Annotated in this window: 16 protein-coding genes; 2 read left to right on the top strand and 14 right to left on the bottom strand. The window is 49.4% G+C overall.

The window, feature by feature from the left end; genetic code table 11:
- The first annotated feature begins 345 nt into the window (after window positions 1–345).
- Entirely contained in the window at window positions 346–993 is a 648-nt protein-coding gene (locus tag H6G00_RS25470; RefSeq protein WP_242042499.1) for a sugar transferase, read from the top strand.
- A gap of 118 nt (window positions 994–1,111) precedes the next feature.
- Here H6G00_RS25470 and H6G00_RS25465 read toward each other — a convergent pair whose 3' ends face one another.
- From H6G00_RS25465 to H6G00_RS25445, 5 genes are all read right to left on the bottom strand, one after another.
- A complete protein-coding gene (locus H6G00_RS25465) occupies window positions 1,112–2,161 on the bottom strand; it encodes a PRC-barrel domain-containing protein (protein WP_190798869.1) in 1,050 nt (349 codons plus the stop codon).
- 266 nt (window positions 2,162–2,427) lie between these two features.
- A complete protein-coding gene (locus tag H6G00_RS25460; RefSeq protein ID WP_190798868.1) occupies window positions 2,428–3,906 on the bottom strand; it encodes an aminobutyraldehyde dehydrogenase in 1,479 nt (492 codons plus the stop codon).
- 91 nt (window positions 3,907–3,997) lie between these two features.
- Window positions 3,998–5,083, bottom strand: coding sequence for an ABC transporter ATP-binding protein (locus H6G00_RS25455; protein ID WP_190798867.1), 1,086 nt, complete (start codon window positions 5,081–5,083; stop codon window positions 3,998–4,000).
- A 3-nt stretch (window positions 5,084–5,086) separates the two neighbouring features.
- Complete coding sequence (locus tag H6G00_RS25450) at window positions 5,087–5,899, bottom strand: ABC transporter permease (RefSeq protein ID WP_190798866.1); 813 nt, start codon at window positions 5,897–5,899, stop codon at window positions 5,087–5,089.
- Window positions 5,899–7,629, bottom strand: a complete 1,731-nt coding sequence (locus H6G00_RS25445; RefSeq protein ID WP_190798865.1) for an NAD-binding protein — start codon at window positions 7,627–7,629, stop codon at window positions 5,899–5,901. The genes H6G00_RS25450 and H6G00_RS25445 overlap by 1 nt, the downstream gene beginning before the upstream one ends.
- 185 nt (window positions 7,630–7,814) lie before the next feature.
- Between H6G00_RS25445 and H6G00_RS25440 the strand changes: the two genes are divergently transcribed.
- Entirely contained in the window at window positions 7,815–8,159 is a 345-nt protein-coding gene (locus H6G00_RS25440) for a hypothetical protein (RefSeq protein WP_190798864.1), read from the top strand.
- Window positions 8,160–8,482: 323 nt separating this feature from the next.
- Here H6G00_RS25440 and H6G00_RS25435 read toward each other — a convergent pair whose 3' ends face one another.
- From H6G00_RS25435 to H6G00_RS25395, 9 genes are all read right to left on the bottom strand, one after another.
- Window positions 8,483–8,740, bottom strand: a complete 258-nt coding sequence (locus tag H6G00_RS25435; RefSeq protein ID WP_190798863.1) for a gas vesicle protein GvpG — start codon at window positions 8,738–8,740, stop codon at window positions 8,483–8,485.
- An 8-nt stretch (window positions 8,741–8,748) separates the two neighbouring features.
- Entirely contained in the window at window positions 8,749–9,483 is a 735-nt protein-coding gene (locus H6G00_RS25430) for a GvpL/GvpF family gas vesicle protein (protein WP_190798862.1), read from the bottom strand.
- A 40-nt stretch (window positions 9,484–9,523) separates the two neighbouring features.
- The gene (locus H6G00_RS25425; RefSeq protein WP_190798861.1) at window positions 9,524–9,994 is read right to left on the bottom strand and encodes a gas vesicle protein K; all 471 of its coding nucleotides are present in this window, start codon (window positions 9,992–9,994) and stop codon (window positions 9,524–9,526) included.
- A 9-nt stretch (window positions 9,995–10,003) separates the two neighbouring features.
- On the bottom strand, window positions 10,004–10,216 hold the full coding sequence (locus tag H6G00_RS25420; RefSeq protein ID WP_190798860.1) for a hypothetical protein: 213 nt from the start codon (window positions 10,214–10,216) through the stop codon (window positions 10,004–10,006).
- Between the two features lie 28 nt (window positions 10,217–10,244).
- On the bottom strand, window positions 10,245–10,604 hold the full coding sequence (locus H6G00_RS25415) for a gas vesicle protein (protein WP_190687575.1): 360 nt from the start codon (window positions 10,602–10,604) through the stop codon (window positions 10,245–10,247).
- Window positions 10,601–11,899: a gas vesicle protein GvpN gene (gene gvpN, locus H6G00_RS25410; RefSeq protein WP_190798859.1), complete on the bottom strand. Its 1,299-nt coding sequence runs from the start codon at window positions 11,897–11,899 to the stop codon at window positions 10,601–10,603. The genes H6G00_RS25415 and gvpN overlap by 4 nt, the downstream gene beginning before the upstream one ends.
- Complete coding sequence (gvpC, locus tag H6G00_RS25405; protein WP_190798858.1) at window positions 11,896–12,846, bottom strand: gas vesicle protein GvpC; 951 nt, start codon at window positions 12,844–12,846, stop codon at window positions 11,896–11,898. Before gvpC ends, gvpN begins: the two co-directional genes overlap by 4 nt.
- A 137-nt stretch (window positions 12,847–12,983) precedes the next feature.
- Window positions 12,984–13,202, bottom strand: a complete 219-nt coding sequence (gene gvpA, locus H6G00_RS25400) for a gas vesicle structural protein GvpA (RefSeq protein WP_190643620.1) — start codon at window positions 13,200–13,202, stop codon at window positions 12,984–12,986.
- A gap of 262 nt (window positions 13,203–13,464) precedes the next feature.
- Window positions 13,465–14,229: a hypothetical protein gene (locus tag H6G00_RS25395; RefSeq protein WP_190798892.1), complete on the bottom strand. Its 765-nt coding sequence runs from the start codon at window positions 14,227–14,229 to the stop codon at window positions 13,465–13,467.
- Window positions 14,230–14,578: the final 349 nt, after the last annotated feature.

Raw genomic sequence — 14,578 nt, 5'->3', positions numbered from 1 at the left:
TCGCACTAAAGGTCTATATCCAAATCCAACTGAGCGAGTTGAGCAATGCCGTGGAGTGATTAGACATTACGCCATAGCGCTTATACAATTTTTATTTGCCAAACCCTAGATTTAACCTTGGCAAAAGCAGTTTTTTACGGAAGTTCAGTACATTAGAACTTTATAAAACTCCAATCCAGTTCAAAGATTGGGCAAATGCAACCTATTTCCCTGGCTTGATCCAAGAGTTGCCTTTTATATTTACAGAAGGTTGACTTTCAGCCGACTGACCTGTAGAGGAGATGACCACGAATCGTGATTACCACTTCCAACCCTCCTTCTTCCTTGTTAACTCACTCACCTGCGCTGACTCACTTGAATGAGATCATTGCCTCTTCCGCAGAGGTGCATCCTTCTGTAAATAGTAAGGCTAAGCGCCTGATTGATATCCTGGGAGCGCTGGTTGGTCTAGCAATCACTGCCCTTGTGGCAATCCCAGTGGCGATCGCCGTCCAGTTTGATAACCCTGGCCCAATCTTCTACAGCCAAATCCGTTGTGGACTGAACGGCAACACCTTCCGCATTTGGAAGTTTCGCTCAATGGTTATCGAAGCTGATGCTCTAAAGCACCTGGTTCACAATCAGGCAAAGGGCAGCATTTTCAAAAACCGCAATGACCCCCGCGTCACCAGAGTCGGTCGCTTCTTACGCCGTACTAGCCTGGATGAATTGCCCCAATTTTGGAATGTTCTCAAAGGGGAAATGAGTTTAGTTGGTACCCGTCCCCCAACCGTAGATGAAGTGATGAAGTACAAGCGCCATCACTACAAGCGTCTACTGGTTAGACCTGGAATCACCGGGGAATGGCAGGCTAACGGGCGCTCTACCGTCGAGGATTTTGAAGACATCGTCAAAATGGACATCGCCTACCAGACAAAGTGGTCAATTGGCTACGACATTGCCCTCATCTGGAAAACGATTCAGGCAGTCCTAAATAAAAGTGGAGCTTACTAAAGCTTGCATCTAAGCTTAGTTGAAGCATGAATCTACAGGCGCACTGGAACCAGTGCGCCTTCTTTGTCTAGATTTCACAGGGTGTTTCACAAAAGCCCTCAGCCAATTCTGATCAGCTTCAGATCCAAGGTTCATCATCGTCATCAATAGGTTGATCAAATTGAGCAGATTGATCTGGTTCATCGGAGCGATCGCCCCAATAATCTGAATCTACTGCCTTTGCCTCATGGGAAGAGCTCGTTGAATCTGATGGAGTTGTGTCTGGTGCCGATGGTGAACTGTTGGGAGCATGTTTCACATCCGGATCAAAGATTTCCTCAGCCTGCACGGTTAGTGTTTGAATACCTTCTTCTACCTGTTTGCCTAGTGTTTGAGTCTTTTCTTTAAGCTGCTCTGCTAGGGTTTGGCTTTTTTCCTTTGCCTGTTGAGCTATGGTTTGAGATTCTGCCTTAATCTGTTCGCCAAACGTTTGCGCCCTTTCCTTTGCCTGCTGAGAGAGGAAATGGGCACGTTCTTTTGCCTGTTCTGCTAACGTTTGTAGCCGTTCTTTGGCTCCTCCAGTAGCAGATTGGGCGCGTTGGGTGAGCGATCGCCACTCCTGGGTTGCCTGCACATAATCCTCCTTCAGCACGTCCCCGGCCTTCGTCAGCCTTTGCTTAATGCCTTCCCGATACAGCGCACATTTATGAGCCGTGGTTTCTGAAACCAGCACTCGCTTACTGCCAACGCTCAAAATTTGTGTAGGCGGAAGCTGATACACATCCCCTGCAATGCCGCCCCAACCGCTGGAGATAAACAGGTATTGCGTAATCGCCCCCGTTTTCAGGTTAAACAAATAATCAGTGATTCTGCCGATTTTGTTGCCTGCATCGCTCCAAATCTCGTGACCAATCACAGATTCCAGCTTTCGTACCTTATCGGCATCTGTTTCTTCTGGCTGCCCTTGGGTCAAAACCCCGTTTGTACCCAAGGTTGAAAGTTGGGCTAGCTTAAATGCTGTCTTTTTAGCTCCCAAGAAGCCCGACTTGCAGACAAACCCCAACACTTGATGCTTAGGAGGATGCATCCACAGCACTTCGACTCGTCCTAATTCTTCCAGGCTGTTGCGGTCAAGCACTAGCTGATTCAGCAACTCACTTTGCTTGATTACCTCTGGTCGAGTAGTCATACAGCCCCAAGGTCAAACTATTTCTCGCATCCCCTCAAGTCTATCCTAGAGGCTGGTTCCATCTTTAAAGCTGTAGGTTGGGTGAAGCAAAGCGAACCCTAACAATCGCAGGTATCCCGGTGTTGGGTTCCGCTGCACTTCACCCAACCTACAAAAAGAAAATCCCCAGCCGAAGCCAGGGATTAAATCAGGGTGCATCTACCATTCCTTTATTCCCTATACACCCCTTCTATCAGGAAAGTTTTCGGCAAAGTTAGAAAATTATTCTAATTTGCTTCTCCTAAAACAACAGCGTGCCAGGGTTTGCGCTGTTCTCCAGTGTTGTCAAACACAACATGCTTGACGACGGTGTATTCCTCCAGCGCGTAGTAGGACATATCCTTGCCAATGCCACTTTCCTTGAAACCGCCATGAGGCATTTCACTGGCGATCGGGATGTGGTCATTGACCCAGACCGTACCACACTCCATCGCTGCTGACATTCGCATGGCTCGCTGCACGTTGAGCGTCCAAACGCTGCCTGCCAAGCCGTAAGGAGTGTTGTTTGCCAACTTGATTGCCTCAGCCTCGTCTGAGAAGCGATTGACTACCACGACTGGACCAAAGATTTCCTCACGCACACAGTTTGAATCTTCGGGAGCATCTACCAGGATGGTTGGTGGGTAGTAGAAACCTTCACTTTCCGGTAGTTCGCCACCTAGTGCCACCTTAATTCCCTGCTGGCGGGCTTCTTCGACATAGCCTTTGACCTTGAGCCGCTGAGTTTCGCTGACCAGCGGACCGATGTCTGTCCCTTCCTCAAACGGATTACCGACCTTCACCTGTTTGGACAGATCAATAAAGCGGTTCAGGAACTGGTCAAATGCCTCGTTTTGCACATAAATTCGAGTAGCAGCAGTGCAGTCTTGCCCACTGTTGACGTAGGAAGCTGCTACTGCCCCATGCGCTGCTGCTTCAACGTCGGCATCAGCAAAGACGACAAAAGGTGCCTTGCCGCCCAATTCCAGAGTGACGCGCTTGACCATTGGGCTGGCGAGTTCGGCGATGCGCTTACCCGTGCGAGTACTGCCCGTGAAGCTGATCATGCGGGTGTTGGGATGGGTACAAATTGCTTCACCAACTTCGGCTCCCCCGGTGACGACGTTGATCAATCCGGCAGGGAAGCCAGAGTCGAGGGCAATCTTAGCCAATTCAATCGTAGTGACAGGCGTATTGGGTGCGGGCTTAATTACAACGGCGTTGCCTGCTGCCAGGGCTGGCCCAAGCTTCCAAATTGCCATCATGAAGGGATAGTTCCAGGGGGTAATTGCACCGACTACGCCGATGGGTTCACGCCGAATCATGCTGGTGTAGCCACCGATGTAGCTTCCGGCAGCAGCACCTTCTTGCCGACGCAGCACTGAGGCAAAGTAGCGCAAGTTGTCGATCGCAAAAGGAATGTCGCCTTCAACAGTGAGCTTCAGCGGCTTACCAGAATTTTGGCTTTCCAGCCTTGCTAATTCTTCGCTTTTAGCTTCCAGGGCATCACATAGTTTCAGCAGTGCTGCGCTGCGTTCTCCATAGGAAAGGGTAGCCCAGGTAACTTGCGCTTGTTTGGCGATCCCCACCGCCTGGTCAACATCTGCCTTACTTCCCAAAGCAACCGTTGCAAACACTTGCCCGGTCGCAGGATCAACCAAATCTTCGCTACCTGTAGAGACGAGTTCTTCTCCAATCACCATTGGATAATGAATCAGCTTGTCCATAAAAACCTCTTGAATCAATGAAGAGTTAAAAATTCAAAGTGCAAAATTTGTAGAGTTGGTTCACGCCTTTGCCAATTCCATTAGGTTGATGTCAGCCGGGGAGAAGGATGCAGTCGTTAGTATTCCAGGAAAGGGACTGTTCGGGGCTGAGGTCTGCGGTTGAGCTGAGCTGAGTGACGGTGAGTAATCCGATGGGCGTTTCGACCTTAAGTTCAACGAGTTGACCAACATAGGTAACACTAGCAACTTTGCCAGAAAGTTGATTGTCTGCTTTAGCAGTCTTAGCAGTTTCACCCAGGCACAGTCGTTCTGGACGAATCATCAGGGTTACAGCGTCGCCAATAGTGGGCGATCGCCCCGGTGAAGCTGCCCAAATCTTTGTTCCGCTAACCTCAACAGCAGCCGTTTCTCCGTTTGCTTCTAGAACTGTGCCTTTGAGAAAATTGGCTTTACCAATGAACTGAGCTACAAACAGCGAAGTGGGGCGATCGTAAATTTGCTTAGGAGTGTCAATTTGCTGCACTTGACCGTTGTGCATCACGGCAATGCGATCGGACAGCGCTAGCGCTTCCTCCTGGTCGTGAGTCACGTAGATGAAGGTAAGATTTGTTTGCTTTTGCAGATCGCGTAGCTCCTGACGCACTTCCTCCCGAATTTTGGCATCCAGGGCAGACAGCGGTTCGTCCAGGAGTAACACTTTGGGACGGCTGATCAATGCCCTTGCCAGGGCAACTCGCTGTTGTTGTCCGCCAGAAAGTTGCGAAGGACGCCGATCGCCCATTCCTTTTAACTGAAACATCCGCAACGATTCCTCTACCCGCTCAGCAACTTCAGCCCGATTAGTTTTGGCAATTCGCAGTGGGTAAGCAATATTCTCAGCCACCGTCAAATGCGGAAACAGGGCATAGCTTTGAAACACGGTATGCACATTACGCCGATAGGGAGGCTGCTCCGTCACCTCCTCTCCGCCAATCCAAACTCGTCCATACTCAGGAATCTCAAATCCCCCAATCAACCGCAAAGTTGTTGTTTTGCCAGACCCGCTCGACCCCAACAGTGAGTAAAACTCTCCGGGCTGCACGTCAATCGTCACATCCCGCGCTGCAAAAATTTCCCCCGCTGCCGTCGGGTAAATCTTACTCACCCCTTCCAAATAAACAACGCTACCATCCCTCATTCTTCATCCCTCATCCCTTCCCACAACCCACTGACTCAGCAACACAATCCCCGTACTTGCTATTAATACCAGTGTCGCAACTGCGGCGATTTCTGGGGTAATGTCTGTTCGCAATCTGCCCCAGATTTCCATGGGCAATGTATTGTCTCGCCCAGTCAGAAAAATCGTCACGACCACCTCATCAAACGATAATGTGAACGCCAGCAGCGCCCCTGAAACGATCGCACTGCGAATGTAAGGGAAGATTACACCGCGAAAAACTTGGGCTGGTTTTGCTCCCAAATCGTAGGCAGCTTCCTCTAGGCTCCGAGGAAACTGAGACAGTCGCGTCAAAATTGGCCCTAGCGCCACCGGCAGCCCAAATACGGCGTGCCCTAAAATCACTGTCCACAAGGAAAGCTCAAGCCCCAGGCTAGAAAAGTAAGCCAGCATTGCCACTCCTGTGACCACTCCAGGCAGCAGAATGGGCAAATTTAACGCAATCCGAAAACTGGTTTTGCCGAAGAACTGATAGCGGTAAATTGCAAAAGCAGCCAGCAGCCCAAATCCAGTTGCCAAAAGGGTTGCCATTGCTGCTACTTGCAGCGAATTCCAGAGAGAGAGACGCAGGGAGCGATCGCCAAACGCCATCTCATACCAGTTAACAGTGAATCCCTTAAACGGCAGCGACAGAATTGCCGAATCATTAAAACTGATGAAGATAAGAGTGGCGATCGGCAGATATAGAAAAGCGTAAACCAGGATTGTCCAGAGAGTTAAAAGCCAGGGTTGCTGCTGAGTGTGGCGTTTTTCCGTTGAAGAGGAAGCATTAGTCATTAGTAGTTAAGCTGCATCGCCAACGGAGCCGGGTTGACACGCCAAAGCTGCTCTAAATGGGTAGCGGGCACCGTTAGATACAAAACATCTCCTGCATCTAGACTAACTTCTAGCAAATCCCATCCATGAATAGTTTGGCAGCGAGTTTCAAGATAAAGCGGTACAAAATCAGCCGTCATCGCTGCTTCTTTCACTCGCCGACCACAAAAAGGATGCCCTGGTGTAATGATGGTCGCTAGCGCTACCCACAGACTGTCAGCCGTCATTCCATTTCCCAAGACTCTCCCACCCAGGGCTGCTGCTGCAAAAGAGGGAGCCGCAAGTTCGGCTGGGCTTAGAACCGCCTCAAAGTCAAATACCTGCTGAGCCAACGGGGCAAATTGGGGATCTTGATTGCGGACGATCACGGGTAGTTTAGGAGCAAGCCCCTTGGCAGTCAGGGCAATCTCTAGATTGGCAACGTCGTCGCTAGTAACGGCTAGAAGTGCCTCAGCTTCAGCAACATTGGCAGATTCTAGAGTCGCGAGAACGCTAGCATCTCCCTGAATCACCGGCATTTTGAGCGAATGGGCAACATTCAAAAAACGATTGTTAGGGTCAGGCTCAATCACCACAATCTCACAGCCATTAGCGTGAAGGTGGTTGACGATTTGTACCCCGACTCCACCTAACCCGCAAATGATGTAGTGCTGACTACGGGGAATGCGGTTCGTGTTCCAAAGCTGCTTAAATCGGGTTCCCAAAATAAGGTCATTCAGCAGCGCGTAGCAAATTCCAATAACTGCCGCACCGACCAGCATCATGACCACAGTAAAAACTTTGATACTTGCAGGAGCATGTTCCACAACACCTTCGTTGCCCCCAGCCCCCGTAATCATTCCTACAGAAAAGTACAGGGCATCTATGGGTGTGGTTTGCAGGTTTACTGCCGTGTAAGTGAGGGTTGCACCAAAAATCGTTGCCAGCAGCACTAACATCACGACAACGGTAGGCTGAACCTGCTGCTGAAACTGCCGCAGACCAAGCAAAAACTCCGAAAACTTTTGCTTAAAGGTTTTACGAAAGTTGCGAACACTGGGCTGAGTTGCAACAATCAGGCGATCGCCCACCCGCAAAGACTGATCCTCAACCACCGCAGATATTAGATCCAATCTGCTATCCACGGGCAAGTAGTAAATCAACATGCGAGAACGGTCTTCCCATAGATCGGCTAGCTTCCGTCCCTTCCAGGGATGCGTTTCGTCGATGTGCTCCTCGTGAATCGGCCAGATTTGGTGGAATAATCGCAACTGCCCGATCGCCCGATTGCCCATCGCGGCAAAGGCAAATACTGGCGCAGATAGAGCAGCGACGCTCATGCTGGCGTGGTCAGGTAGGGTGTGGTCAAGGCGATCGCCCAAACTGGTATTAAACAAACGGCTAATAATCCGAATTCGAGGATTTAGCACCCTTGCTTGAATCAGAACTGCCAGATTCAACGCATCATCGCGGGTTGCCAGCACCAGCGTATGAGCTTCCTTAACCCCTGCTGCCACAAGCGTTCCAGCCGATCGCAGATCTCCGACTACCACATCGGCTTCATGATCTACATCTAGACCGTGCAGCCGTTCGCGCAAGACTTCCACCGGGGAGTCGCTAATCCCCACGACTAAAGCACCCTGCTGCTTCAACAAGGAGAAAATTTTATAGCCAGTTCGACCTAAACCACAGACAATAATTCGGGGTTTCATATCAAAGCAACATTCAAATCTGGCGTTGCGGTTAGCAGAAATTCCACCAACTATTCAAACCCCAATTGTTTGCCAGTCTGGCTGAGGGAACTGTAGCTGAAAACACGACGTTACAAAACTTTGGGCGCGGTAGCCCTGCTTTACGATGGGAACACTAGAGGAAAATTGAGCTATTGCGATTACCTATGCACTGCCCTTCTGCCAAAGGCACGATTCGCCCCAAAATCAGCACCATGCCTCGCCCAAAAACAGAGGCAACCGCATTTCTTGATTTGTACAAGTTGGTGATTGAGAAGAAGCGACTTCAGCAAGAATTGCAGAGCCTTGAACAGCGGCGACAGCAAATTTCAGACCGAATTGCAGTTTTAGACGGTCAGGTTGCTGAACTTGAAAACAACGTGCAGCAGATGCGAGAAGAAGTGCCGACTGTTGCCGCAGAACCAACAATTCGATCATCTGTGAAAACGGCGAAGATGGCGCTCGCCCCCTCTCCATCGGATACCTTCAACACCCTATTCCTCGAATATTAGATTCGCATCACTTTTGAACAGTAGCGAGTGTCCTTGTAGGGCGTAGCATTCGGGCAAAGGCTTTCAAGTTTGTTTTGAGGTCTATCTGCCGAATGCTGCGCCCCTACCCGTGTTGGGAAACAGATTTGTCCATTTGCTCGTTTCCGATCTCCAGCTTGAAATGTTGGTTTGGAAGCTCTAGCTTCTCTATTGGTAGTTGAAGAATTTGGAGCTTCTCTGAAGCGATTCCCAAGCCGGAGTGAGACGTGATCGGCGATCGCCTCATAGGAGGCAGGGCCTCTGGAGCTGCATGATAAGGCGAAGCCTCGTAACGAGAATTTTATCTACTCAAGTTCCTGTTCTGCTGCTCTAGCTTCATCTTCTAGCGCTTGAATTGCCAACAGTAGTTCCTCTTCCTGGATTTCAAATTCCTCTTCAGGAATTTCGCCCATGTCGAATGCGAGTTGGAGTGACAGCAACTGTTTGCTCAAGTTTTCCTTATCATCTAGGGCTGCGTTTGCCTGCTCTAGAACTTTATTGCCGACCCAGGCAATGCCACTGATGGGAGCTGTAATCGGTGTCAGGAGAAGATCAAGAAACATGGATTGCCTCAATTAAGTTGGACAAAGTTAAACGGAGCGGTGAAGCTGTTGTAGCGGATGCGGAGCCGCTCATCAAACTGCTGATCGAGGGCCTCAACCTGCTGGCTAAAGTAGGTTTCCTCGTCCCAAGGGATCAGGTAAGCGGCGTTATAAATCATTGCGTCGGTCATTGCATCGTTTTCTACAACATCGATCGCCAATGGATTGAGGGTTCCCTGGAAAACCTCGATGATGCTCTGTTTGCGGTTTGCCATCGCCTGCTCGATGGCCTGCCCGATTTGCACGACCTGATCCATGCTGAGGGATTTTCCTTCGAGGCGATCGCGCTCTGCCAGCAAACCTTGATCTTCCTGGAGCAGTGCCTCCAATTCAGCACTTGCATCCCAAAATACCTTTACGCCGACTTCGCGCCGTCCGTCTAGCTTGTTAAACAGTTCGCCTAAACCCTGACCCTGTGGCACAATAAGCTGCTGATTGACCGTTTCCCAATTCTCAATAATCAGCCCAAACTGTAGCGGCAACAGGGTTCGATATCCCTTCTCCATTGCCTGCTCCAGCACTTTCTCATGTCCTAACAGGTTACGACGGCTAGCTAAATACCTTTCTTGCTGAGCTTCTGAATACAAGAAGACGAACTCGTCAATTGCATGAGTCTGTACAGGCTGACGGTCTAACCCCTCTAGATGCAAATTTGTTGGTCCTGGAGCGGGGAAAATGCCGTAGAGATATAAACCGTTTCCCATGATGAAAATTCCTTTAGACAGACGAAGCTGCGCTGGCTTACTAAATTGGCTTGGAGGTCAGCACTAACTGCAATTTGGCGTGGATCAGGTTGAGTTGAGCCAGTCCTAAGTCAACTTCTCCTTCTACCACCACTCCTGTATTGAGCAGTCGGTCTAACAGTTCCAGAATGGATGGGTTCGCTGAAGCCTCACCTGGATAGTACCCATCTGACTTGGGAAGTAACGTCCCGATCTCGCCTAAGTCGATATTTAGATCTGCTGGGTCAATTTCAAAAATTTCGCAAAGCTGGACGACTTGTTCCTCTAGCTTTCGCAGGCTGTCTGCGGCTCGTTCTAAATCTTCGTCGCTCAGTTCTTTTGCTTCCATGCGGCGGATTATCTGAGCTTCCATGAGTTGCCGCACTAGCTCAACCACCGTCAGTAGCAAGGGAGCCAAACCCGAGTTGGCTCCACTTTGCTCAGGAAGGGAGCTTTCAGGTGTGAGTTGAATTGGAGAATCAGAAGAAGCCATGACGTAAGCTTAACGCTGGCGGGTTGGTGCCTGCTGAGATTTGTGTTGCCACTGCTGGTTACGCCATTGGCGAAGGGACTCCTGATCAAGCCTTTCGGATTGTGCAGTAGCAATTCGTCTTTGCTCAGAAAGGAGGTGCGATCGCCCCAAAGACCGACAAGCCCGAAAGCTAGGAATCGTTCGGCTAGTGGCGATCTGCTTCATGGTTCTAAGCGTAATCATCTTTTTCAGTCCTTAACTTGCTAGGTTCTCAGGCTAAGTTTTCAGCCGCCTTTAGCGATCGCAGTTCTGTTTCCAGGCTCTCAATTCTTGCCTGAAGTTGTTGGTTTGCTTCAAGCAATTGGCGCGACTGCCCGCTCAGATAAGGGTCATTTTCCCACCAGTTGATTCCCATTTCTTTGGCTTTGTCTACCGATGAGATCAGCAGGCGAATGCGAATGCTCAATAGTTCTGTAGACCCTACCGAGACAGAAATATCCCCGGCAATTACAATGCCTTTATCGAGAACTCGTTCGAGGACATCCGCCAGAGTGGAACCTGAAGTAGACGTGCCAATTGCCCGATTGCCGCTATTTCCACCAGCCATAGGACGAGCTTGAGTTACAGTCATACTTCATCCTCGCTGGTAATGTGGATTTGGTAGGCAGAGATTGTTTCAGCAATGCTGGAATTAAACTGAATTCCCTGTTCGGTTAGCGATCGCAGCGCTGTCACAACCTCGTAGCGATTGATTCCCAAAGCTGCCTCAATTTGAGCAATTCGAGCGTCTTGAAATTCTTGCAAATACTCATAAACTTCCCACTCAAACGGAACGCTTGACTCTGCGTTAGTGAGAGTTGAAAATTCATCAATTTCTAGATTTGACTCATCCTGCTTATTGACGTTGGACAAAGCGGGCTGTTTTGTCAATTCACCTGATAGCACCTCAACTTCTGGATGTGCTTGAGGCTGAGGACTAAAGATCAGAGTTTCAGGCTGTGACAGATCGCAATCTTCTAACAGGTCAGCGGGGTCAAGTTCAGGGCAAATGAGTTCGTTGAACAGCTCCCAGAGCAATTGAGTAGATTCAGTCAGCGATCGCCCTGTGCGAGAGAGCAAAACGTCGTGGCAAATATCCCGAAATTCAGGGTTTTCGGGCATTACCAGAATTTCATGCTCATGACAAACTTTGCCTACCATTAAGCAAGACCGTAAGCCTGAAGTTTTCTCCGCTCCAGTCTTAACCCGAAATGCTTTACCCAGGCTGACAATGATTGCAGCGCTTTCTCGATCGATGCCAGTTTTCTGTACCACAATTTCCTGTTGGGTCAGTTCGTCCGGCTCTGGCATGTTGATTGTTACCAGGCGATCGAGCAAGGCATCCTGCGTTTCATGAACACCACAATACTCTTCTGGATTTGAGGTGAAGATGGCGCGAAAGTGAGGATTAACTCGAATGTATTCGTTGCGATTACCGCTAGGAGGCAGCACCAGCAGCTTTTCTTCTAGTGCCGACAGCAGCACGTTGTTGACTTCCGGGCGAGAGCGGTTGAACTCGTCATAGACCAGGGTGAATCCTTCTCGGCAGGCAAGAGTTAGGCGAGAGTCAACCCAGTTTTGCCGCAGTTCGTCCTCAACTTTGACGACACTGTGAATGTAGTTATCGACTACTTTTTTGCGGGTGTAGCCAGTTTGGTTGCCAATCAGGTCGGAGGTCTTGAACTCGTCGTCGCCAAAAATCAGCATGATGGGACGAGTGAGCAAATCTGCCAGGTGAAGTGCCAGGGTGGTTTTGCCAGTCCCAGCGGGACCACGCAGGTGGACAGAGAAGCCGGACTGAAGGTAGCGTAAAGCTCTCGTTGCCACTCGCTCGACTGAGGGAGTGCTGACAAAGCGACGGGGGCGGGCTTGGAGAACGGTGGTCACAGGCTTGCTTCCTCTTGAATCAGGTAGACGCGATCGCGCTGGGTTACTAATCCTTTCTTAATCAAGGAGCGGAGTGCATCCACGGCTTGAAAGCGATTGATGCCTAATGCGGTTTCAAGCTCGGTGAGGCGTGCCCCTTGCACCTGGTAAATGTGATAGTAGATTTCTTCTTCTAGCTGCACTGGGTCTTTTTGCAGCGAATTCAACGCTTGAGGAACTGATGTGACCTGAACGGGTTGAGGTCGAACTGGTGCAGTGGGTAAGGCTGGAGTAAGGGCGATCGTCACAGAAGCTGCAACAGGTGAAACGCTATTTAATGCAGCAGAACCCGGTTCGGAACTGACGTCAGAGCTACCATTTCCCCAGATCATTGTTCGCAAACTAGTGCAGTAGTCACGCAATTCGGCTCGTAGTGCAGTCATTTCGGCAAGTCGTTTAGCCCGATTTTGCTCAAGTTCTTGCTGTAGCTGATTTGCCCGGTCTTGGCGCATCAATTCCAGTTCAGAAAGGTAGGTCTGAACTTCTGAATGGAGCGATTCCATAAAGGCGGCTAGGTCTTGAGCTAACTGCATCTGGACTTGCGCCCGTTGCTGCTGGTTGGTTTCTAGTAACAGTTGAACTTCTGCCTGAATGGCTTGAACTTTAATCTTTAACTCTTGCCGCAAAGAAGCCACAGATTGATTCAAATCGATGTGAAAGTTGTGTAGCTCCTGAGCCAATTCTTGAGCCTGAACTTGTCGGCGATCGCTGAGGTGAGCCAGAAAAACTTGAGTTTCTTGCTGCAAGCCAAGCTGAAATAGGCTCAGATCATCTCGCAGTTGGGCGGCACTTTGTTGGCGTTGTTGTTGGAATGCGGCTAGGGTCTCACGCACCTGCTGCTGCCGTTGGGCTATTTCTTGCTGACGCTGTTGCCGTTGTTCTTGCCATAAATCTTTGAGCGCAATCACAAAAATCTCCTCCTGCGAGGCTAGGAATTAATGGTTATGGTTTGATTGGTTTAATTGAATTAAGAGAAGTTCAGATAAATCTATTTGACCCAAAGGAAAGAGGGGAGCCGGAGTAGCTCCCCAACTTTGGGGATTTCCTAGGAGGCGGGAACGGCAGCTTGAGTGGTCAAACCGACTGCTTCGGCATACTTCAAGTAGGTTTCTACGGAAGCGATCACGACGCGAGCTTCAATAGCTAGCAGTTCGATTCCAACGAGGGAAACGCGAACCCATGCGTCAACAACGATGCCTTTGTCGAGGATGCGATCAACGACTTCAGCCAAGCTAGAGGAGGAGTTTACTTTTTCAACAGCCATGTTTAGTTACCTACGAAATTCGTTGTGTTAGTAGAATCCGAAAATGCCCGACTTTCTGATACATAGACAGGGATTTCTCTAGAGCTGAGAGCGATCGCCCGGAAGCAAGTTGGCTCGGCGAAGACATCTAAACTCTGGAGATGTTCATAACATTCCCGATATTTCTGATCGATCAACAACGAGTTGTAAAAACAACAAGTCGATTGGTAACACCACTTAAAAATTTGTAAATCAGCTCACGGTTAATACAGCCTGATAGAAGTTAGGCCGTCTTAAAAAAGCGAATAATTTCGCGCACATGTTCTAGAAATTGACCGTCGGTGCTGAGTTGAGCGATCGCCCCCTTTGCTTCTCTCATGATTCGCTCGTGCTCTGCTTGGTTGGTTGCCTGAAGTTCTCGTAGTTGAGCATCTAAACAAATGCACTGCTGGCGGGTGGCTTCTAAATCTCGCTGCTGGGTCGATACCCAGGAAGTTGATTCGTTAGGATTAAGCTGTTCTTCCAAGCGTTTGATGGTTTCTTCGAGCGTGAAGACCCGATCGCGCAGTTCTAGCACGTCCTCGCGGGGATACTTTATCTGCTGGCGAATCATTGTCAGCCGCATTGCTAAATACTGGTAAGTTCTGACTGCTGGACGCAGCACTGTGAGCAACAATGCTGCCCCAGAGCCGATGTAGCCGATCGCACTAATACCATTGGCAGCTAGGGTGTAGAGTCCAACCGCAGAAATCAGGTGAAGGGCGATCGCTACCCAGAGCGAAGCTTGAGCTACTTTTGTAGCATATTCAACTTGCTTGGCGTTTACCTCAATTCCTTTTTCTTCAGATTGGTCTGCCTCAGCTAACACTTCCTTTGCGTCGAAGTGGACGTTCCAGGGCACTGTCACAATCACTAATAGCCATTCAAAGACAGCAATGCCAATAATCCAGTCGAGGAAGCTGCCTGTTGGAATGTGCAGCCATTGCAGCAGTCCAAATACCAGCAGCACCAATAGAGCAAATCCAAAGTTGAGTGCGATCGCCACCATTCTACTAACCTCTACTGCCAAAACGGTTGTTCCTCATTTTGAGCAGAGCAGGTCGCTATGGTTGAGAAGCGTGTGATGGTTTTGATAGATCCACAGCGATCGCTAAAACCAAAGACTTGATTAGAACTTCATCCCATCTTTATCGAAATTTCTAATCTCCAATTTTCCTGGGAGTGAAAGAATATTTTTGAATTCCTGTTTGCCTTTCCTGTATTTTTGATCTAGCTGAAAGGGATACACTACAACCGTTTGAAAGCTTCCAAAGAAGCTAGATAAGTAGCATCTCGTAGCCCTAAATTTGATAGGAATCAAGGTCTTTGGAGCAAAAGTTAGCACATTCCCTGAGTTA

This window comes from Leptolyngbya sp. FACHB-541 (assembly GCF_014695875.1).
In the GTDB taxonomy this organism is placed as follows: Bacteria; Cyanobacteriota; Cyanobacteriia; order Elainellales; family Elainellaceae; genus JAAUTN01.
The sequence above is the reverse complement of the archived record's forward strand: the minus strand, read 5'-3'. Positions and strand labels throughout refer to the sequence as shown.